This is a genomic window from Vibrio kyushuensis (assembly GCF_050337325.1).
Lineage (GTDB): Bacteria > Pseudomonadota > Gammaproteobacteria > Enterobacterales > Vibrionaceae > Vibrio > Vibrio kyushuensis.
Genome location: NZ_JAKJSV010000008.1, coordinates 186,528 through 206,362, shown reverse-complemented (window position 1 = coordinate 206,362; position 19,835 = coordinate 186,528). Strand labels below are relative to the sequence as shown.

The 19,835-nt window shown below is 41.6% G+C and carries 20 protein-coding genes; 6 read left to right on the top strand and 14 right to left on the bottom strand.

Annotation, left to right across the window (positions count from 1 at the left end; genetic code table 11):
- Window positions 1-68: 68 nt before the first annotated feature.
- The 3 genes from soxR to L4D20_RS18495 all read left to right on the top strand — a co-directional run bounded on the left by soxR (window position 69) and on the right by L4D20_RS18495 (window position 3,704).
- Entirely contained in the window at window positions 69-509 is a 441-nt protein-coding gene (gene soxR / locus L4D20_RS18505) for a redox-sensitive transcriptional activator SoxR (protein ID WP_428803064.1), read from the top strand.
- 397 nt (window positions 510-906) lie between these two features.
- Window positions 907-3,054, top strand: a complete 2,148-nt coding sequence (locus L4D20_RS18500; protein WP_428803063.1) for an Ig domain-containing protein — start codon at window positions 907-909, stop codon at window positions 3,052-3,054.
- 500 nt (window positions 3,055-3,554) lie between these two features.
- Window positions 3,555-3,704: a hypothetical protein gene (locus L4D20_RS18495; protein WP_428803062.1), complete on the top strand. Its 150-nt coding sequence runs from the start codon at window positions 3,555-3,557 to the stop codon at window positions 3,702-3,704.
- A 223-nt stretch (window positions 3,705-3,927) separates the two neighbouring features.
- Here L4D20_RS18495 and L4D20_RS18490 read toward each other — a convergent pair whose 3' ends face one another.
- Entirely contained in the window at window positions 3,928-4,185 is a 258-nt protein-coding gene (locus L4D20_RS18490; protein WP_428803061.1) for a hypothetical protein, read from the bottom strand.
- A 547-nt stretch (window positions 4,186-4,732) separates the two neighbouring features.
- On the opposite strand from L4D20_RS18490, the gene L4D20_RS18485 reads away from it, so the two are divergent.
- The gene (locus L4D20_RS18485; RefSeq protein WP_428803060.1) at window positions 4,733-5,806 is read left to right on the top strand and encodes a beta/alpha barrel domain-containing protein; all 1,074 of its coding nucleotides are present in this window, start codon (window positions 4,733-4,735) and stop codon (window positions 5,804-5,806) included.
- A gap of 201 nt (window positions 5,807-6,007) precedes the next feature.
- Here the strand turns inward: L4D20_RS18485 and L4D20_RS18480 are convergent, their stop codons facing one another.
- From L4D20_RS18480 to L4D20_RS18470, 3 genes are all read right to left on the bottom strand, one after another.
- Window positions 6,008-6,583, bottom strand: a complete 576-nt coding sequence (locus tag L4D20_RS18480; protein ID WP_428803059.1) for a YdeI/OmpD-associated family protein — start codon at window positions 6,581-6,583, stop codon at window positions 6,008-6,010.
- Between the two features lie 93 nt (window positions 6,584-6,676).
- On the bottom strand, window positions 6,677-7,669 hold the full coding sequence (locus L4D20_RS18475) for an urea transporter (RefSeq protein WP_428803058.1): 993 nt from the start codon (window positions 7,667-7,669) through the stop codon (window positions 6,677-6,679).
- Window positions 7,669-9,576: a methyl-accepting chemotaxis protein gene (locus tag L4D20_RS18470; protein ID WP_428803057.1), complete on the bottom strand. Its 1,908-nt coding sequence runs from the start codon at window positions 9,574-9,576 to the stop codon at window positions 7,669-7,671. The genes L4D20_RS18475 and L4D20_RS18470 overlap by 1 nt, the downstream gene beginning before the upstream one ends.
- 451 nt (window positions 9,577-10,027) lie before the next feature.
- Here L4D20_RS18470 and L4D20_RS18465 point away from each other — a divergent pair, with 451 nt between their 5' ends.
- Window positions 10,028-10,648: a heme-binding beta-barrel domain-containing protein gene (locus L4D20_RS18465; protein ID WP_428803056.1), complete on the top strand. Its 621-nt coding sequence runs from the start codon at window positions 10,028-10,030 to the stop codon at window positions 10,646-10,648.
- A gap of 154 nt (window positions 10,649-10,802) precedes the next feature.
- Here L4D20_RS18465 and L4D20_RS18460 read toward each other — a convergent pair whose 3' ends face one another.
- From L4D20_RS18460 to L4D20_RS18435, 6 genes are all read right to left on the bottom strand, one after another.
- On the bottom strand, window positions 10,803-11,417 hold the full coding sequence (locus tag L4D20_RS18460; RefSeq protein WP_428803055.1) for a LysE family translocator: 615 nt from the start codon (window positions 11,415-11,417) through the stop codon (window positions 10,803-10,805).
- Window positions 11,418-11,520: 103 nt separating this feature from the next.
- On the bottom strand, window positions 11,521-12,438 hold the full coding sequence (locus L4D20_RS18455; RefSeq protein WP_428803054.1) for a LysR family transcriptional regulator: 918 nt from the start codon (window positions 12,436-12,438) through the stop codon (window positions 11,521-11,523).
- A gap of 176 nt (window positions 12,439-12,614) precedes the next feature.
- Window positions 12,615-13,463, bottom strand: a complete 849-nt coding sequence (locus L4D20_RS18450; RefSeq protein ID WP_428803053.1) for a substrate-binding periplasmic protein — start codon at window positions 13,461-13,463, stop codon at window positions 12,615-12,617.
- 123 nt (window positions 13,464-13,586) lie between these two features.
- The gene (locus tag L4D20_RS18445; protein WP_428803052.1) at window positions 13,587-14,507 is read right to left on the bottom strand and encodes a LysR family transcriptional regulator; all 921 of its coding nucleotides are present in this window, start codon (window positions 14,505-14,507) and stop codon (window positions 13,587-13,589) included.
- 98 nt (window positions 14,508-14,605) lie between these two features.
- Complete coding sequence (locus tag L4D20_RS18440; protein ID WP_428803051.1) at window positions 14,606-15,094, bottom strand: hypothetical protein; 489 nt, start codon at window positions 15,092-15,094, stop codon at window positions 14,606-14,608.
- Window positions 15,095-15,343: 249 nt separating this feature from the next.
- Window positions 15,344-17,206 (bottom strand): alkyl sulfatase dimerization domain-containing protein, encoded by a 1,863-nt coding sequence (locus L4D20_RS18435; protein ID WP_428803050.1) that lies wholly within the window; start codon window positions 17,204-17,206, stop codon window positions 15,344-15,346.
- A 128-nt stretch (window positions 17,207-17,334) separates the two neighbouring features.
- On the opposite strand from L4D20_RS18435, the gene L4D20_RS18430 reads away from it, so the two are divergent.
- Entirely contained in the window at window positions 17,335-18,240 is a 906-nt protein-coding gene (locus L4D20_RS18430) for a LysR family transcriptional regulator (protein WP_428803049.1), read from the top strand.
- Window positions 18,241-18,345: 105 nt separating this feature from the next.
- Here L4D20_RS18430 and L4D20_RS18425 read toward each other — a convergent pair whose 3' ends face one another.
- The 4 genes from L4D20_RS18425 to L4D20_RS18410 form a co-directional block, all read right to left on the bottom strand.
- Complete coding sequence (locus L4D20_RS18425; RefSeq protein ID WP_428803048.1) at window positions 18,346-18,591, bottom strand: hypothetical protein; 246 nt, start codon at window positions 18,589-18,591, stop codon at window positions 18,346-18,348.
- A gap of 287 nt (window positions 18,592-18,878) precedes the next feature.
- Window positions 18,879-19,286, bottom strand: coding sequence for a RidA family protein (locus tag L4D20_RS18420; protein ID WP_428803047.1), 408 nt, complete (start codon window positions 19,284-19,286; stop codon window positions 18,879-18,881).
- Complete coding sequence (locus tag L4D20_RS18415) at window positions 19,283-19,513, bottom strand: DUF2798 domain-containing protein (RefSeq protein ID WP_489686423.1); 231 nt, start codon at window positions 19,511-19,513, stop codon at window positions 19,283-19,285. Before L4D20_RS18415 ends, L4D20_RS18420 begins: the two co-directional genes overlap by 4 nt.
- A gap of 9 nt (window positions 19,514-19,522) precedes the next feature.
- Window positions 19,523-19,807 carry a putative quinol monooxygenase gene (locus L4D20_RS18410; RefSeq protein WP_428803046.1) on the bottom strand — a complete coding sequence of 95 codons (285 nt, stop codon included), beginning with the start codon at window positions 19,805-19,807 and terminating at the stop codon, window positions 19,523-19,525.
- Window positions 19,808-19,835 lie beyond the last annotated feature (28 nt).

Below are 19,835 nucleotides of genomic sequence, written 5' to 3'. Positions count from 1 at the left end.
ACCTCAACCTAGATTCAGGTAAAGCTTTTTCTTTACTAAATGAACGGAACTAGAAATAGAGGTGCGATATGGATATCAGTATTGGGGAAGTCGTTAAACGTTCGGGTGTGAGTAGTTCCGCTTTGCATTTTTATGAGCGAAAAGGTTTGATTACGAGCTGGAGAAATCAGGGAAATCAGAGACGCTACCATCGAAGTGTACTGAGGCGGGTGGCTGTGATCAAAGCGGCTCAGCAAGTGGGTCTTACCTTAGAAGAGATCTCTGCCGCGTTGGCTTCCTTACCAAAACATCAGGCTCCAACTAAGAAGCAGTGGGCAACGCTAGCGAGTTCATGGCATGAGATGTTAGAGCATCGCATTCATACCCTGAAAGCGTTGCAACAAGACCTAGATGGCTGTATTGGATGTGGTTGCTTATCTCTTGATAGCTGTAATTTACGTAACCCTCAAGATGAAAATGCGAAAACTCATCAAGGTGCTAACTTTTTAGTGGATGACAACGGTGAGTGATTGGTTGGCTTAAATAAGTGCTTCTTTGCTGTGCTGCCAACCGTATAGTCATAGCTTACTTCTGAGTAAAAGTAGCTAGGGTTTATTAGTTAATTTAGCTGTCGGTAAAATAGCTTTTCTTATTATTCATGTCTATCTATCTTTTCATTTTATCGTACCAAAAATAACTTCAAGAAGACTTAGATATACAGATATATCCACCTAGATTTATTCAAATACATATCTATTCCTTATGCTTTGTAGATTAGTTGATGGGATCTATTATGCTATGTATTATTATTTTACAGACCTTACAGTTGGTAACAATATATATACAGAACGAAATATTGAATCGGGACACCCAGTTAGCTAGTATGCCCCACTTTATAAGTAAGTGAGTGCACATTAGGACTTTTTCATGAAACCAAAACAGCATCTATTAAATATATTTATAGCGATAGCCCTTGTTGGCTGTAGCGATTCATCATCTATTGAAAGCCCCAATCCCGATCCAGAACCAAAAACAAGAGTAATCAAGGCTATTGATGGTTATTTATATAATGCAGATGTTGCTTTAGGTAGTAACTGTGAAATTGAACTGCTGAAAAAAACTGATCAAAATGGTGAAATTGAAATTCCAAGTGAATATGATGAATTACCTGTTTGTGTTACTGCAATTTCAGGTCAAACTGTTGATATGTCTCGGGGCCTTATACAAGGTAGCGGTTTTACCCTAAGAGCATTAACGGGTGATATTGTTAACCCAATGACTCAATTAGTTCATGAAATAATGGAAAGCGACAGTACATTATCCTTAGATGAAGCGACTGTTTTAGCTAAGCAGGGTTTTGCAGCTTTAGATGTTAACGGTGATTTGATCTTTGGTGATTATATTGAGCAGTCCGAAAATGATGAAAACGCTCAAGCATTAACCATCATTGCTGAGCTATTGGTAGATAATCACGTATTATCGGCAGATGATAAAATGTCGATCACAACTCTGGTTAGTGAGGATGTTTCAAAAAAAATAGAGAGTGAAGAGGACATAAGAGATTATTTTCCTACAATTGAAAGTGACTCAAACGGGTCTATATCTATTTCGCCAAACCATAGACCAAATGTTATTGATAAGAACGTGCCTGATGATATTAATGTAATTTTTGAAGAAGCGATTAACCATATATATGCAGCAGACTTCTTTGAAGATAAAGATGGTGATGAACTTACATATTCAATGGATGTCTTAGGTTCTCTGGGCAGAAATTACGGATTAAACATCGATCGCTATACTGGCGTTATCTCTGGAACACCATCAGCAGCAGGAAACTTTACGATGCTGGTGTACGCCCATGATGGTAAAGTACGCTCAAACCCTGCATCAATTAGTTTAACTGTTCAATCTGAAAACCTTCCACCAGTTGTCAATGAACAGGTAAAGGCACAAATTCAAAAGGTTATTTCGAACTGGTCTGTCGTTCAGGGTGAATATTCTGAAAATCACGTGAATATTGATGGTCTTTTTGTCGATCCTGAAAATGATACATTAAGCTACTCGGTCGTTATAAGCCAATCATCTCTGCGCCCTACTGTGAATGAAAATATTTTGTCTGTTACTGGTACGGCTCAAACAGCCGGAGACACACGATTGACTATTTCAGCGAGTGACAGCGTAAATGCAAGTGTAAAAACAAACTTCAGCTTGAATGTCGAAGAGGGGCAAACTCCAAGCCATCCATTAGAAAATCAAGTATTTTATACTGTTTCACATTCAGAATGTTTGGTTGAAAGTGTTGATGAGTGTATAGAAGATAATGACAGTAGGAGGCATTCAGATTGGTACTTATCTGTGCAGTGTAGTGCTAGTTTATTTGAAAACAATGTGTTGTATCACTTAGGTAACCGGGATGCCCAATTAACAGGAAGCTGTCCAACGGAGCAAGAGTTGAGAGCATTTGGATACCAAGAAGAGTATGAAGTAGTTGGCGATTCTATCATAGTGCATGAGGATCAAGAGTTTTATGATGATATTACTCTTTTTGCTACGCTGTCTGACACCGATGCGTTTTTGATTAACTTAAAAGAAACAGAGCATTCTGATGGACATATCCTTTGGGAGCATAATATCAAATTTACGGCCTTTGTTAATATCTCAGACGCTGAAAACTTAATGCAAATTAATTTAGCATCAAACAATAACATTGAGTTTTATCTGCCAAGTAACAATGGTCATAATGGGTTTGGTTATCTAACCATTGCAATGCCAACCTCAAGCACGGTTGAACTAAGTATATATAATCCTTTTTTAGGCGGCTTGATTTGTGATGACGTAGAAGCGAACTGGGGTGACATCTCATTGAATAGCCGAACTTATCACTTAGCTTATCGCGGGGAAGATCACACCACTAGCGATTTCTTTGGTACCTTTGAAGATAGGAGTGAGTCTGGTACAAACTATTGCTCGGTCCTGTTTGAGGCAGAAACAGCATTCAAAAAAGATGAAAACCTTGTTATTTTTGCTGGTTCAACGGAAGATTTTGAATATATCTCATTAGGTATTAAGCCATAAATTGGTTGGTTAGAACCTAAATGTATCCTTAACTAATCGCATGTTTCAAATTATATGAAATAGGATTTTTTCTAATGTTTATGAAAAGAGCAGCACGAGCCTGCTCTTTTTTATTGACAGGCTAATACAGGTAATTGGGTCGGGTAGTGGTTCTCAGATAAGCTCAAACTTAATACGACTTGAACTATCTCGAACGTCGTAACGGGAAAACTAGTAGCGCACTTATATCACTATGATTTGCTGTTTAAAGCATCCGTTCGTGAGTATAAGGGGCAATACTCATCATTTTTTAGCCAAGTAATTGATCTTACTCAGCGATACCGTCATCAGTGTCGTTGAGCCTCGATTCAACAATATCCACAAACGTTAGAATCCGTTCCAATTTTATTTGGCACATTCAGCAGAAGGCTTCTGACGACTACACCAACTTGGTTCGAACTCTATAACATCCTCAAAACCTATAGGGTAACTACAAAAATGGTCCCTTCTTTGATGCCAAGATGCTGGTTCGTCCAGCCGTAACTCAGACTCACAAGGTGTTTGATTTTGAAGTAAACTCTCGTCTTGGTTTTCCTGCTGGGCCTTTGTTGAACAGCCACTGGTGTGATGTTTATGCTCAACTTGGCTTCGACATTCCTGAAGTCAAATAGGTGGAGTGATGGATTCCGTGATTCTCATAAGAATAATTTATTTTTTATTAAGATAATCATTGTATTTTTTTGCAATCCACTGATGCAAATGAAGTCCCGTTTTACGCTTTAGGAATGTATCGACCCCAGCTAAAATCAATAGCCCAATTATTGTTCCCATAATCATCTCCAAGCTTAGTTATAGTTCATAATTCAATTTAATTAATACAAGTCAAAATTATAATTAATCCATAGATTTCATTATCTTATCTATATTGAGTCCACCAAGTTCCTCTAGGTTACTTTTAATCTCTTCATCTATTGATAGATGGCGTTCAACTTTCTTGATTTCCTTCTCAAGGAAATTTTCAACTTCTTGAGATACGTTGAACATCAACCCCTTTTCACGCGCTGCTTTTCTAGCTCGTTTAAGACGCAAATCTAAGTCTGATGAAATTTTAATGTTTAGGGATACTTTGGATTGTTTTCTCTGTAATGGCATATCGATTCTCAATTTCAACTTAATAAGACTATATATTTTTCTACCTTTTTAGCAAGAAAAATAAGCATAGACTGTGACTGAATTGGAATCAGAACTGATAAGGTGACTGTATGTTAATCTCATGCCACTGACATCTTCTATAGGTACTCAGTGCCACAAGCCATTGATTAAAATCCGCCAATTGGCTCTGCACTACTGAGAAGTCACCATTTTCAACACGAATCTCAATCAGGCTGATTCATGAGAACGAACACAAACATGACAATCAATAGGGTATAAAGAGGCTGCGTTTTCTAAAGCACTATACACTCTAGCAAACACAACCCTATGGACGTGGTCAATATTAGTTTCGCACTTATATCACTATGAGTAGCTGTTTAAAGCATCCGTTCGTGAGTATAAGGGTCAATACTCATCATTTTTTAGCCAAGTAATTGATCTTACTCAGCGATACCGTTATCAGTGTTGTTGAGCCTATTTTCAACAATATCCACAAACGTTAGAATCCGTTCCAATTTTATTTGGCACATTCAGCAAAAGGCTTCTGATGATTACACCAACTCAGTTCGAACTTTATAACATCCTCAAAACTTATGAGGATAACTACCAAAATGGTCCTTTCTTTGATGCCAAGATGCCGGTTCGCCCAGCCGTGACTCAGACCCACAAGGTGTTTGATTTTGAAGTGAACTCTCGTCTAGGCGTACCAGCAGGGCCACTGTTGAACAGCCACTGGTGTGATGTTTATGCTCAACTTGGCTTCGACATTCCTGTCTATAAAACGGTAAGAAGTGTTGAGCGTAACTGTCATCCTGCGCCAAACTGTATCTTTCTAAACAGTGACAAGCAGTTTAACCATACCGACATTAATACAGAGATTCAGCCCGGTCTGCGTCCATCACAGGATGAGCACATTACAATCACCAATTCGTTTGGTGTCCCTTCGTTAGCGCCATCGGTTTGGATGAAAGATATCGAAGAAGGCAACCGCAAGATGGGCAAGAACCAGCTTATGATTGTTTCTGTGAATGGTACTCCCGGTTTGGCAGAGCGTGATCTAGTTGAGGATTATGGCTATGTCTCTGCAATGGCTAAAGAAGCGGGTTCTAAAGTAATTGAAGTGAATTACTCTTGTCCGAACCTAGGCGGAAGTAAAGAGGGCGCGCTATTCTCCGACCCAGAAAACTCAGCACTGGTTTCGAAAAAGATCCGTGAGTCTATCGGTGATACACCTTTGTTGATAAAACTTGGTTGGATGCCAGCTGAGCAACTTGAAAAAGTGATTGAGGCGAACCGACCGTATGTCGATGGTTTTGCTGCTATCAACACTATCCCACGTCAGGTAATGACCCCTGATGGCAAAGCGGCTTTACCTGGTGAAGGACGCCTTTCTAGCGGGACTTGTGGCTTTGCGATTGGAGAACTTGCTGAAGAAGTGACACAAAACTTGATCGATCTTCGCACGAAGTGGAAAGACGATTTCGTTATTTGCTCTGTGGGTGGAATGATGAACGCTGAAGACCTGCACCGCAGGCTTGATATGGGCGCAGATTTAGTAATGAGTGCGACTGCTGCCATGTGGGATCCGTGCCTAGCGCAAAAATTCCATCAGTACAAATAAGCAACTCTTATAGTCACAGCTAAACCGGATGAAAATGCTATTAGCTCAATATTATTGGACTAATAGCATTTAGAAAACAGTGCCGAGGTTAGGTTTTGGCTATCCATTAGTTTTATAAATGGCAAAAAAGAGCCTACATGTTACATATTCAAGAGCGTTAACCCATATACGGGCTAATCAAGTTAGCACTCCTCTCTTCGCTTATTTAGGCTTTTCCTGATTAACAAGCATTGCCATGTATTTGCTAAATCGTCTCTGTCTGGTTTCAGGCTTCTTTGCACTTATTAATCCGTAAGCGATAACATAACGACTCGATTTATTCAGTGTTTCAAAAAACTGCCTTACTTTTGGCTGATCTTCCAATGCAACTAAGAAGTCAGAGGGCACTTCCATTTCACTGGCCACATAGGCTTTATCCCAGCGACCGTCAGCTTTCGCTGCACGAACCTGCACAAGACCCGGCTCTTCCATTCGGCCATCGATAATCAAACGTTCAACATGCTCTGTGTTCCTTTTAGACCAGTTGCTTCGTTTTGTTCTGGGCGTTAGACGTTGAAGATAGGCTTGTTCATCAATGGATTTTTTAACGCCGTCAATCCATCCCCAGCATAAAGCTTCGATTACAACGTCATTCCAAGTAACGCTTTGAACCCCTGTGTTTTTCTTGAATATTTTCACCCATAATTCATTTTCAGTTGAGTGATTCACCTTGAGCCACTCGCTGATCTCTGTTGATGTTGTAAATGAAATGGCTTTCAATAGATCTGGTTTGGGCATAAGGGTTGATTCTCTTTGGAGTGGAGCTAAATTGGCGGTCTTTATTCGTCTAGGTTTGCAAAAACTATATCGCTCTAGTTTATTGAGTTGCCGTTAGTTCAGTGTTTCTTCACCTATATTAGGGCTGGTGTTCCTTTTCTTTGCCCAAGTGGTGACTAACCATGCGCTAAGAACAAAGGGGAAAGTGAATAATGTCATATCAAACAGATAACCAACCCAAGTTAGAATACTAGCTGAGATCGCACCTAAAATGATGGTCATTTTCGAGTATGATTCAGATTGACATAAAGCGAGCGTAATCAGTGCACCGTTAAAGCCATAGAGGCCTTGCGATACTGTATCGAATGAATCAGTTCCCGTTATTATACTATTGATGAACGCTGCTTCAAAGATTCCCCCTTCCAGTATCGTTACAACTACCCCAAAAGCAAGGCCAATGCTAGTACCAATCAACGTCCATAAACCTGTTTTAAGAGAACTTGCTGCAATACCGATAAGAATAATGACACTAAACAATAGGCCCGATTGAAACAGCACTTGCCCAATACCATTTAGCAACGATGTTGAATATTGAAGTACTGTTGAAATAGGCTCTTCAATGGTTGGAATCAAATACTCTCTTAGTGATAATTCAAACAGCGGAGCAATATGGAATATAAAGGCAATCGTGATTAAGAAAGGAAAAGTGAACGGCGACACTTTCCAACGCCAGGTGTGCATAGCCAGTGATGTAAAGGCTGAGCCAATAAAAACCAGCAATGCTAATGACTCGCTTGGCATGAAAAAGGTGGCACTTGCCAGCCCAAGTAGAGCGCCATTGTACCCATACAGGCCTTGTTTAATGTGGTCATAGTTAGCCCTAATTAGGTAAGCCGTTGCCAACGATGCCAGAGCACCGAATAGGGTTGCAATCAGAACCGAGCTTTGAAGGAAAACCAACGCGTGTTCATCAAAATCGAAGCGATTCAAATCATGAAAAAGCAGCGCAATTAGAAACAGTGCGCCAGTGAGCGCACTGTTTATTAAGGCAATTTGACCAACACCTTTGAGCGTCGGTCGCACTATTTGGCAGTAGAATGTTTTCATTAGAACTTAAACTGGCCTACTAAGGCTTCAAGGTGGTTCGCTTTTTGTCTCAACGCTTCACACTCTTCTGCTGTTCTTTCTACGCTCGCATCGTTTTGTCGTGCAATCTCAGAAATATTAGTGACGTGAGGTGAGATTTCACTCACGACGTTGGATTGCTCGTTGGTTGCCGTTGCGATCTGCATATTGATGTTATTCATTTCACTGACATCAGAAGAGATAGACGTTAACTGCTGTTCAGATTTAGAGGCTTCAGTTTGACATTGGCCTGCAAGTTCCGCGCTAGTAGAAATAGCAGAAACAACAGCCTCTGTACGTTTTTGTAGCTTTTCTATAATGGCGCGAATCTCTTCTGTCGATGCTTGGCTGCGTGAAGCAAGAGTTCGAACTTCATCTGCAACGACGGCAAAGCCTCGACCTTGCTCGCCAGCACGGGCTGCTTCAATCGCCGCGTTCAGAGCCAATAGATTGGTTTGTTCAGAGACGCCACTGATTACATCAAGCACGGTATCAATGGAGCTTGCATCTTGAGCTAGCTCATTGACCACATTGGTCGTTTCATTGAGCTGTTTATTCATATCGTTAACGCTATCTGAGGTAACTGATACCGCTTGTAAGCCAATGTCGATGGATTCCATTGCAGAGGTGGCACTGGTTGCTGCTCCATCAGCACTGCTTGCTACTTCTGAAGAGCTTGCGCCTAACTCATGAATGGCTGTTGCCACTTGTTCAATTTGACTGGTTTGTTGTTTAATTTCCTCTTCCATTGAGTGCGCCATTTGATCAACGCTTTGAATGGAGTTGGAGATCTCTTTCCCGGTGTTAGAGACATCGCGCAGCAATTCAGTTAAGTATTGAACAAATTGATTGTAGCCTTTGGCCATTTGGCCGACTTCATCATGACGAGTATCATCAAGTCGTTTGGTTAAATCACCGCCGCCTTTACCGATGTCTTCTAATAGCTGAGCGACATGGGCAAAAGGTGCGAGAAGTTTGTTGGTTGACCACGCAGCAATCGGAATATAAATAGCGGCAATCAGTAACGCCATCCAGATCATGGTTTGGCTAAACTGCTTAAGTTCAATCAGTACATCATTTCTTGGTTCAAGAGTAATCAGTGTCCAGCCAATGGTTTCAAGGGTTTTAGCACCAATAACTTGTGCTTCGCCATTAAGTGTCACTTCTTGAATGACTGACTCTGCAGGGTTTAAGAAGGCGTTACTATCTTTGATCCCTATACCTTGTAGCGTTTGATTTACGCGAGACTTATTTGGGTGGACTTTAATCTGTCCTGTTTGATCGACAAGAAAGACAACCCCATTCTCACCAATTCGATATTGACTGATTAGTTTTGTCACACTATCGAGTGTTAACCCAACACCAGCCACGCCAATTCGCTTGCCATTTTTCATAACCACATAGTTAACAAACATGGTTGGAATGCCTGTGGAACTATCGGTATCAAATGAAAGCTCAAACTTCTTATTGGATTCAATAAACCGGTAAAACCATTGATCGCCACTGTCTCCTTTATCTAAGGTTTTGAGCACGCCTTCAGCAATATAATACGTTCCCGTTTCACGAGAGACAAAATACGAGGTGATGGCACTGAACTCTTGCTTAACAGCAGCTAAAAGTTGGTTGATATCTGCTTGGGGGGTCGATGCAGAATAGTCAGTGAAAAGTGGTGAAGTGGCTAGAACTTGAGAGGCGATAACAGGCACGTCGAGCTGGGCATTTAGATCATTACTTACTTCACCTAAAACCGCGGGAAGCTCACGCTCAAATGTTTTATTTAATAAGATACTCCAACTGGCGTTGACGGAATATGTCCCCATGACTCCGATGATCAGTAGCGCGGCGATCACGGTTGAAATTATGGCCTTTGCGCGAATTGTTAGCTTCATGCGAGTTCTCCTACTCATAGCATCCATTCTATTTTAGTCGTTTATTTAGCATACCGATCACTATGTAAATATTATGTTAAATTCTGACCCGTTGGTCAATAAATATTAAAGTTGTCAATGACAGGAGTGTGAGAAAGGGGAGTTTTCTTGTTATCTGGTGATCGTTTAGTCATCCAATGTAACCGATAAATGATGCCAATATCACTGTTTATCATGGTGAAACATGTGTGAAGTTTTTGTGTTAATTGTTTGATAAACAATATGATTCATGGATTTATAAGAGAGCCATTATACACGCAGTTTTTGATGGAAATATCTGGTTACATTTGTGGTTGGATATGCATCGAAATTATGATCTAAATTAATAAATCGTTACTTTTAAACTTCTATATTTCCGCTCGGTAAAGTCAATCAAATTAAAAATATAAGTAAAATATAAAGGAAATATATAATGAAAAAGCTATTAGCATTAGGTGTTGCAGCAGCACTTTCGTTCCCAGCAGCGGCGCAAGATACAGTAATCGATGGAATGGATTTTGGCCCACTAGCTCAACTAGTCGGTACGTGGAAATCAGTCGAGACGGGCGGCGTTGATATGTCTCCAGGTCAAGAAGGTTCAGATGCTGGCCTAGGTGGCCCTGCAGTAACACCATTCTACGAAGTAATGACATTTGAAGTAGCAGCGGATGCAACTAACGCAAGTGATCAATACCTTGTTGCTCTTTACTACAAGCAAGAAGTATTTAGAAAGGCTGACGACTCTAAGTTCCATGATCAGCGTGGCTACTTCATTTACGATAAAGCAAACAACACAGTGTATAACTCTTACTGTGTGCCTCGTACAACATGTGTGACGGCTGAAGGTGAAGCAGGCAACAACATGACATTGAAAGCATCTAAGCGCGGTATCGCTGAGTCTGAGTACATGACAGACAACGCAACAACGACTGATTTCACAATGACGCTAAACATCACACCAACAGAGTTTACTTACTCTCAAAACACGGTTCTTGATATTTACGGCAAGCCATTTGCTCACACCGATTCAAGCACGCTTAAGAAAGTAAAATAATTCGACTTTCGAGCTGCTAACAGACGGCTAGCATAGAGCCTTATGACGCGATCGCTGATCTGTATCATAAGGCTTTTTATTTTCTTTCAGAGCAGCAACTGAACATATCTATTCAATCGTGGAAGCAGTTGCGAAAATTTAAGTGCAGTTTGAATTACGCCGCCAACACCACTCTAATTGCAAGTAGAATCAATACCACCCCCGACAACCGATCAATCAGAACGGCTTTAGAACGAAGAGTTTCAACCACTCTAGAGTTGGAAAGTAGCAATGTGATGAATGAGTACCACAACCCGTCAAGAACTAATGGTGTCGCAATGATGATGGCTTGATTACTAACACTGTTGCCAAGAGCAACAAATTGGCTAAAGAGAGCAATGAAAAATAGAGCGATTTTGGGATTTAAAATGGAGATTAGAAAGCCTTCACGAGCCGATTGCATGAGTGTAGCTTGTTCCCCTGATTCCAACTTTGCTGCCACGCCCCCCTTTGAACGCAAAGCATTGACGCCCAAATAAGCCAGATAGGCCGCTCCTCCTAGACTAATCACCTTAAAAAGGACCGGACTTTGTTGCAATACAACAGCTAATCCAATAAGTGTGATAAAGGCATAAACACCGATTCCCATCGCATGCGCCCACGCGGTCACCAATCCGTTAACTCGTCCTCCGGCAAGGGAGTGTTTCGCGACAATAGCTAAACTAGGACCCGGTGACATCGCCCCTAATAAACAAACAGTAAAAAGTGATAACCAAACAGTTAGTGACATATAATTTTTCCTCTTTGGCCATAACTTATCAGCACAAGAGATATAATTTGAAATCACCATTTATCATGAAGCTTATGATCTAAAATCATAACTGTGTCATTTGTTAATGGCGGATCGAAAACTCAGACAATTGCATGACCGCTCGTACCTCTTCTCTAACCCATTTATGGGCAGAATCACTGTCGTACTTTGGGTGCCACATAAGCCAGTATTTATGAGCCTGAGTATCAATAGGGAGCTGCTTATGTGTAATACTCCAATACTTAGCAAGGTTCACTGCAATGTGTTTAGGTACGATCATTAAATGTTCGCTAGACACTAACCGATTGATGGCTGCGGAAAAGAACGGCACTTTTAACGTGATGTGGCGAGACAGCCCTAACTCTTTCAAAGCGAGGTCTGTGCTGGAATCTTTATCTCCACCGCCAGTAACTTTGATATGTGAATAACGAATCAGATCATCGATACTGAGTTTATCTTGATTGGCTAATGGATGAGTTGCTTTCATCAAGCACACAGAAATATCGGAACCGATATTAATACTCGATACTCCTTCTGGCTTTTCTGGGTACATCGACGACGCAATATGGATACCTGTTTCATGGAGTCTATCTAAGGTTTCTGGATGCCAAAGCTGATACGTCATATCCAACTGAGGAGCGAGTTGGGTAAGATGAGAGGCTATATCGGGTAGCACGTATTGGGCAACATAATCACTTGATGCGAGAACCAATTCTCCTTGCCAGTCTTTGGGATCGAACGGTTTATCATCGAGTAGATGGTCGAACTCTGATATTAGCCCATCCAACTTTTCTTTTAATAATAAAGCTCTGGGCGTTGGAATTAGTGTATTGCCTTGACGAACGAGAAGAGGATCACCACATAATTCACGCAACTGGGCCAACTGACGGCTGACCGCTGATTGCGTAATATTCAATCTTTCTGCCGCTCGGCTGACATGGCACTCTTCGAGTAAAACATGCAAAGAGCGTAATAAGTTTAGGTTGATGTTGTTCAGCACACACGACTCACTTCTGTTGCCAAGTTATTGATACTTATATTCAGGTCACTATTTTACAATTGATGTGTTCAACCAATTCCAGCCAGATATAGCAAAAACCACCGTTTTTGTCAGGGATCTATTCTATTTTTATTCTCGATTCGTTTTGTATGAAGGATTTGAGGGGCTAACCAACGCTATTCGTAGTATTTCTTATACAACAGCTTAGTTTCGCCGCTCTGGTACATATTCTTTAAAGTCTGTTCAAATTTGTAGGCTATCGATCCGGCACTGAGCATGCTGGGGCGATTGTGGTTAGATAATGGATCGTCGTTGTTATAACTGGGGTTTGGCTGTTCAGAAATATGCTCTGATAAACGGGAGAAGCCAAGATAAGAGGGAATAATACCGCCACAGCAGTCAGGGTGAAGCTTAATCTCACGATTCCCATCAACCTTAAGCTGATACTCCATTGACGCTTTATTATAGATAAAAAAATCACCTCTATTTTTAGCCATCAACTCCATAGCGTCAGTGATGGTCATCTCTGGCTCTGCACTGACAAAAACGCCTCCAATACCTTCAAGATAATCTGGCCCGCCAGAGGCTTTTAGTAGAGTGTAGCCTTTTAGCTGTTCTAGATGAGTGATGGTGGGAAAATTCATGCGAGAGGCGCCTATATCGCCGCCAGGCAACCCATTCTCAATATAGAAGGTGTATCTAGCACGTTGGAGGGTAAAGTTGAATCCAGGGTAGAAATCGAGTTCACCTTCTCTAAGTTCTTTGAGTATGCGCTTTTTTGGAGCGCGGATAATGACGAGGTCACAGCCGATCTTTTCTGCAGCAACACGATATAATTCTGAATACAGTCCTTCGTTATTTGGAGCTTTGTTTATTAGCGGTGGTCGTTCGTTGGTTCGATAACCCATTTTTAATGTACAAGAGTGAGCAGGAGTACTGAGAAGTCCAAGTATTATTGAAGTGAGTATAAGTAGTGAAACCTGCGTAGGGTTTAGCAGTGCGATTGAAGCGTTGACAACTTTCATTAGCTGGCTCTCCAGACGATGAGTAATCCCTGACGATGACTAAACTATATAAGCGTAGACAAAAGAGAGCCGCTTGTGTGATTAATCCGCTAGCTTACTAGGGACTTGGAGGTGATTTTGTCATTACTCATCAGGTAATACCGACTTCGCGATGCTCAATAACCAATGCGTCTTTTCGGTTTGGTAATTTTTGTAGTGGAAGTAACAGTAAATATCTGGGACGACAGAAGGTTCATTTAATTCAAATTTAAGAGTTCGGATGTCGCTTAGGGTATTGTAATTTGAGAAGCGAGAAACAGGCGCAATCATATCGCTAAATTGTACCGCTTCTAGAATAACTAAAGGCAGTTCAGAACGAAGGACAACATTGAGGTTCAAACCAAGTTTTTCAGCAATGATTTCAGCATTCGATACTCTTTCGTTCCAGTTTGGTGTCAGTATCAAGCCAAACGGATATTGGGCCACTTCCTCTGGGGTGATTGATGAACCTTTATGTGGGTGATCTTTACGGCACATCATATGCAATTTATCAGTGGCGAGCTTTTTCGAGACGAGTGATTTGAGGGTAAAATCACTGCTATAGCTGATCGCAAGATCGATTTCACCATTCTCGATTTCATTTTGTGTATTCTGATTCCAAGTTCTAAAGGTGACACTTAAATTGGGGGCGGCTTGGCTTATCAGGCGAAACATCTCAGAAGAGATGGCACTCATGAGAATTGGGGATACGGCTATCGTTATATCACCGGTTAAATGGGCAGGGTCAAAATCCTGTCGATTATTCAGTGTGACTTCTAGGGTATCTAACACCGGGGATAGTGAAGAGAAAAGCTCTTCTCCATAAGGGGTTGGTGTTAACCCTTTAGTGCTTTTAACAAATAGGTCATCTTCAAAATGCAGGCGTAATTTGTTCAGTGACTTACTGATCGCAGGTTGGGTAACAAATAGTCGAGCGGCAGCAAGGCGCATATTTCGTTCTTGAAAAAGAATGCTAAAAACACGCAATAAATTAAGGTCAATATTTGTATAAAGGTCTTTGGCCATTGTTTCTGTTAACTACTTGATACGATTGGTAACAAGCTTAGCATAATTGAATGCAACTTTTTCGTCAGCTAAATGTCAGGAGCCCTTCTCAAGTCTCATTATAGAGAGCTAAGCAGCCAGTTCTCTACCGTTTTTACCGCTTCTTGCTCACCATTAATCACAATCCACTTTTCATTCAAAGCTTGGTCTACGGTGATCTTTTGGTCAACGATGGCACTGAATACGCTCATCTCACTCATGATCATTAGATCTTCGGCTTTAGGCCTTCTGCTTTCAGGGTAGTTATCGAATAGGCGAAATGAGGCGCTTGAAATTAACGAGTAATGCCCTTCAATGGCTTGATAAAAGGTAATGTCTAAGTCTGGTTTTGTTGCGCCCATCTTTTGAACTAGCTGCCAATTAAGCATGGCTTCTGGCTTTTCAAAGACAGGGATTTCTTCGCTAGCGGATGCGACAGCAATGTTGGATATGCTAGAGAATAAATTTGGATAGCTAGGTATTTGTAGTCCAAACCCGCCATGAAAGTTACAGGCAGTCGTATAGAAGGCAGATAGACTAAGTAAAAAAATTGAGAGTGTACGTTTCATAATGAACCTTAAATAATACCAGCCCATTTAATTATCTAAGCATTCTTACTTGCTAAAATCACGGATAACGGCGTTAAAGATTTTGTAGTTAGAATAACTAGCTAGCGGCAATCTTTGCCTTGTTTTCAGAGATTTTTTCTACGCAATTTCTGATTATCTAATTAATTGGATTGGTATAAAGAAGGAGATGCAAGCATCTCCTTATGATTTATAGTTGTCTTTTTTATAAGCCCTTATTGGGATTATTTATTAGCGAGCGATTAGCTTAAGCTCTTCACGTGGTGTTGGTTTTTCAAAGCTTGCCATGAACACTTGGAAAGACTCCATGTCGCCCTTTGTAAATTTGAATTCACCCGTTTGGATTGCTTGACCAAGAACGGCATTCGCCCCATCTTTTGCTGCTAGCATGTCGTTAAGCAGTGCACGAGTTGTTTCAACAACCGTTGTACTGTCGCTCAGTACTTCTTGGTGCAGCTGTGCAATACCACGACGAATTTCAAAGGTGAAATCTTCGTTTGTATCGGTAAAGCGAATCGCTGTTGAGAAGTGAGCATCAACCACATCTTCCGCTTTTAGACGAACAGTCATCATGTCCATGATGTTCTTTGAAGGTAGCTCACGCAGTACTTCATCACTGGTAAAGTCAGCGCCTGTTTCGAAATCCAGGTTATCTAGCAGCTCACCAACAGCAGTCATTGCCCAGTTACGCCAGTTAACGTTCAGTTGATCGTAGCCCCAGTTACGGTAAGCGTCTGCTTTAAGGTTACGAGCTTCAATATCATCAACATTCATGGTGATCACAGGCGTTAGGATTTCTGCTGCGAATGTGAAGTCACCGTCTTTGATGTACTGTGCAGCGGCTTTCATTACTGCATCACGTCCGCCCATCATTTTCACCGTCTCTTCTGCACGACGGTCATATTGCATAGGCTCTAACTGCCACGGATCGGCATGGTAAAAACCAATATAGTTGCTGTATTGCTGTTGAACCGCGTGTGCAACGGTGCCGTAGTGCTCACCAAGCCAAGGGTGCTCGGCAAGGTGCTTCGGCAGTTTAACCGCTTCAATCATCTCAAATGGACGGTAGCCGTGGTTGATGTAACGAACCGATTGGTCATGCGTGTATTGAATCGCGTCACGATAAGCGGTTAGAACGTTTGCTACGTTGTCCGCGCCTTCAACTGGGCGACCATGTGCATTAACCATAATTTCTGCTGGGAATTGACGCATTTGGTCAATACCATTGAACCATACTTCAGCATCACGCGCTTTTGTGCCGCGAATTGTGTGTAGGTTCGGGAAGTTTTCGCCTTGCAGTACTTCGGCAGCGTGAAGAATTTTTTGGTCAGGTAACCAAGCAACGATCTCATCATTAGTTTCTGATGGAATGTAGTGAAGCTCAATGTTTAAACCCGGAATGCTAATGTCCAGTACATCAGCGAACGTATCGGTTGGTAGCATGAAACCGATGTGGCCAACATCAAACTGAGAGCCTAGTGCCGAGTTGATTGAACCGTGTGGGCCAATACCTGAGAAAGAAGCCGCCGTGTATGAAGTACGGTGACCAAGAATATTACCTACGTTTGAAGACCAGTTAGCAACCGCGCCTACAAGTGTGTCGTGCGCGTAGATTTTAGCTTTGCCAGAATCTACATCTTCTTGTGAAACCCAACCGCGAACGCCAGAGATATGGTCGATATGGTTGTGAGTGTAAACAATGCCAACAACGGGTTTCGTGATACCAGTGGCTGCGCGGAATACTTCGTGAGTTTCTGCGCCGTGCTCAGTAGTTTCACCTGGATCAACAACGATTAGGCCATCTTTACCTTCAAATACCACCGGTGCAGTAATACCGTAGCCGTAGATCATGTAGGTGTTGTCATCAACTTTGATAACAGACTGATCCATTTTTCGTGAGTGTTCAGTTAGCTTAGGGTGAACGCGCTTATCATCTTCTGTGTAAGCTTTGTTTTCACCGTTGCGATCGATGACTTGAATACGGTCACCTTCGCCAAAGAATAGGTTTGACTCATGAACTTCTAGAGCAAGGGCTTGACTAGAAGCTAGTAGGCCACCAATCGCGAATCCAAGTAGGGTTTTAGTCATTTTCATTTCACATTCTCTTTCGATTATGGGTAGGAACGTGGCTAGTATCTTGGATATTGAAAGTTAGCACCATTGACCTAGATGCATCTAGTACATAAGCTGTGCTTATCTTCGTAACATTCGAGAGTATTTACATGAGTGGCTTTGAGCAGTTCGATCTCAACTTATATCGCACCTTTGTTACCGTGATGCAGACAGGCAGTTATGCCAAAACAAGCGAAGCGCTGGGAATATCGCCCCCAGCGGTGAGCTTGGCGATGGGGAGATTACAAGAAATCTTAAAACAAGAGTTGTTTGTTCGCGGCAATGCGGCGATTCAACCTACGGGGGCTGCTCAGTCACTGTTTCGAACCATTGAGCCGCAAATGTTAATCTTAGAGCAGAGCTTTAAATCGTTTGATCACTTTTCACCCTTAACCTCACATCATGTTTTCCATCTTTCAGTACCAGAAGAGCTGCAACCGTCATTGCTAGAGTCGTTACCTCTTGATACTAATGAGCATATTCAATTTGATTTGGGTGGCCAAGAGAGTGAAGAGGGAGGAGTGATAGATACACTGCGTCATCGTCAAATCGATTTGGCTTTCGACAGCTATATTTTTGATGACCGAAGTATTGAACATGAGCTGCTTTATGAGGATGATATTGTCCTTGTTGCAGCGGAAAACCATCCAACGGTTAATGGAAAGATGAGTTATAGAGAGTATGAAGTACTTCCTCAAGCGGCTTTAAGTATTCGTAGAAACAACAAATATGCACTTAGCATGGTGGCTGATACCGCAAACTTACAGCGGAATATAGCTCACCAAGGGATCTCGCTTATTTCAAATATGCTGGTAGCGTGCCGAACAAAGCTATTCTGTCATACGACGCGTCGACTAGCGAATATGTACAAAGAGAGTCTTAAGTTGCAGGTCATTGAGCCACCATTAGAGTTAAAGAGGTTGCCCTATTACATGATGTGGCACAAATCGAATAACCATGTTGCTAGCCACGAATGGCTAAGAGAGCGTATTAAGCTTTCTGCGAGAACGTGGTGATGATTGATGAGAAAGTATTGAAGTTAAGGGAAAAGAGATCTTGCTTAAAGGCAACTAGCAGTAGAGTACTGCTAGTTGTTTACAACTACAGGTAATTCTTGAAAATTAGTGCTTTTTCGGGCCATTTCGAACCAAGTCTTTACCTGTTTCGAATATTTCTTGAGTAATCCAACGTGCTAAAAGTAGTTTCTGTTGCTCATCAAAAACGGCAACAAAGTGACGGCCATCTGCATTGTTTGTAGCCATTCCAACGCCCGCAACGCCTTTTAGGCCATACCCGCCGTTCTCAACCGAGATAAGAAATTGTTCTAAATCTTCAAGGTTATCAATTACATCAGTATCGTTGTTCATTTGTTTCATTCTCATATTGGTTTAGCGTATTTAATTGACTAGGGCTAATCATATTCTGGCTAGATATCTCTAGTTTAGTGCAGATACTACTCCAATTAGGAGCCAGAAATTAAATAGCGGATTTTAGCCGCTTAGTCGATGAGCGTACTCTACAGATGAAGTGGAAGGATTGAAACTCTGTTCTTTTGCTTAGTCATGTAAATCCCAATCACCTATAGGTAATCAAAAATAGGAAAGAAGAGAGGGGTATGTTCCTCTCCTCTTTCAATCAACCAATTAGCTCTCAATTATGAGTGCTGGGTTTCTAGGGCAGGTAAAGCGATGACGGCCTCAATCTCAACTAATAAGTCGGAGTGAAAAAGCGCGTCTACTTTAACCAGTGAACTCGCAGGAAAGTGCCCGTTGTAGATGGTCATTAAAGCATCCCGTGCCTCGTTAAGAAGTGATAAGTCAGTAATGTAGACGGTCACCTTAATTATATCTTGAAGCCCTACTTTATGGTGGTTGGTGATTAAACGAATCTGGCGAAAGATATCGTTAATTTGAAGCTGAACATTTTTTTGTTGAGCATCGCCACCAAACGCGGTCAGGCCTGATGTGTAGAGCACATTTTGGAAAGAGGAGGTGTGAACATAGGGGCCGACAGCATCTCCGAGAATAGGGTAGTTATGTCTATTAAGAGTGGTTGTTTTCATATCAACTCCTTCTTCGTGATACTAAATAATAGAGAGGTCAAAGCTTGTACGTACGGTCCAAAGACAATTGAAATGATGGTTGCTGCCGGCCAAGCCAGAATAAAAGCCTTGCCCCATTGTGATAAGAAGTTAGTCACGTAGCCTAGATTCAGCCAAGTAACCCAGAGGGTCATCAAGCTTGATAGTACAAGTGACATTAACAGTCCGAAAACGATCCTTCTTGGCATAACGCTCTCCTAAACTGCTTCAAGTTTTTCGATATAAACCACATCAGTCAGATTGTGATTGAGGTAGGCCTTGGTATGACTCTTCTGGAAGTGTTCCGCCAATGATTGCTCATTGTCCCAACGTTCCCAAAGGGTGAAAGTCGTAGAATCTTCCTTATTTGCGAGTAATTCAAAATATTGGCAACCTGGCTCTTTTTTTGTCTCGTCAACGAGCAGAGAAAGTTGCTCCAATGCGAATTCTCGGTCACTGTCAGCAGTTAATTTAAGTCCTGCATTGATGAATAAAGTCGTCATGTTGTTTTTCCTTGTGAGTGATTTTTGT

Bases quoted from the DNA above. Each gene is read 5' to 3' on its own strand.
- L4D20_RS18415 (WP_489686423.1), bottom strand. From the start codon at position 19,513: ATGCCAAGAAGGATCGTTTTCGGACTGTTAATGTCACTTGTACTATCA.
- L4D20_RS18460 (WP_428803055.1), bottom strand. From the start codon at position 11,417: ATGTCACTAACTGTTTGGTTATCACTTTTTACTGTTTGTTTATTAGGG.
- L4D20_RS18445 (WP_428803052.1), bottom strand. From the start codon at position 14,507: ATGGCCAAAGACCTTTATACAAATATTGACCTTAATTTATTGCGTGTT.
- L4D20_RS18465 (WP_428803056.1), top strand. From the start codon at position 10,028: ATGAAAAAGCTATTAGCATTAGGTGTTGCAGCAGCACTTTCGTTCCCA.
- L4D20_RS18485 (WP_428803060.1), top strand. From the start codon at position 4,733: ATGATTACACCAACTCAGTTCGAACTTTATAACATCCTCAAAACTTAT.
- L4D20_RS18475 (WP_428803058.1), bottom strand. From the start codon at position 7,669: ATGAAAACATTCTACTGCCAAATAGTGCGACCGACGCTCAAAGGTGTT.
- L4D20_RS18500 (WP_428803063.1), top strand. From the start codon at position 907: ATGAAACCAAAACAGCATCTATTAAATATATTTATAGCGATAGCCCTT.
- L4D20_RS18495 (WP_428803062.1), top strand. From the start codon at position 3,555: ATGCTGGTTCGTCCAGCCGTAACTCAGACTCACAAGGTGTTTGATTTT.
- L4D20_RS18490 (WP_428803061.1), bottom strand. From the start codon at position 4,185: ATGCCATTACAGAGAAAACAATCCAAAGTATCCCTAAACATTAAAATT.
- L4D20_RS18450 (WP_428803053.1), bottom strand. From the start codon at position 13,463: ATGAAAGTTGTCAACGCTTCAATCGCACTGCTAAACCCTACGCAGGTT.
- L4D20_RS18470 (WP_428803057.1), bottom strand. From the start codon at position 9,576: ATGAAGCTAACAATTCGCGCAAAGGCCATAATTTCAACCGTGATCGCC.
- soxR (WP_428803064.1), top strand. From the start codon at position 69: ATGGATATCAGTATTGGGGAAGTCGTTAAACGTTCGGGTGTGAGTAGT.
- L4D20_RS18430 (WP_428803049.1), top strand. From the start codon at position 17,335: ATGAGTGGCTTTGAGCAGTTCGATCTCAACTTATATCGCACCTTTGTT.
- L4D20_RS18410 (WP_428803046.1), bottom strand. From the start codon at position 19,807: ATGACGACTTTATTCATCAATGCAGGACTTAAATTAACTGCTGACAGT.
- L4D20_RS18435 (WP_428803050.1), bottom strand. From the start codon at position 17,206: ATGAAAATGACTAAAACCCTACTTGGATTCGCGATTGGTGGCCTACTA.
- L4D20_RS18425 (WP_428803048.1), bottom strand. From the start codon at position 18,591: ATGAACAACGATACTGATGTAATTGATAACCTTGAAGATTTAGAACAA.
- L4D20_RS18480 (WP_428803059.1), bottom strand. From the start codon at position 6,583: ATGCCCAAACCAGATCTATTGAAAGCCATTTCATTTACAACATCAACA.
- L4D20_RS18440 (WP_428803051.1), bottom strand. From the start codon at position 15,094: ATGAAACGTACACTCTCAATTTTTTTACTTAGTCTATCTGCCTTCTAT.
- L4D20_RS18420 (WP_428803047.1), bottom strand. From the start codon at position 19,286: ATGAAAACAACCACTCTTAATAGACATAACTACCCTATTCTCGGAGAT.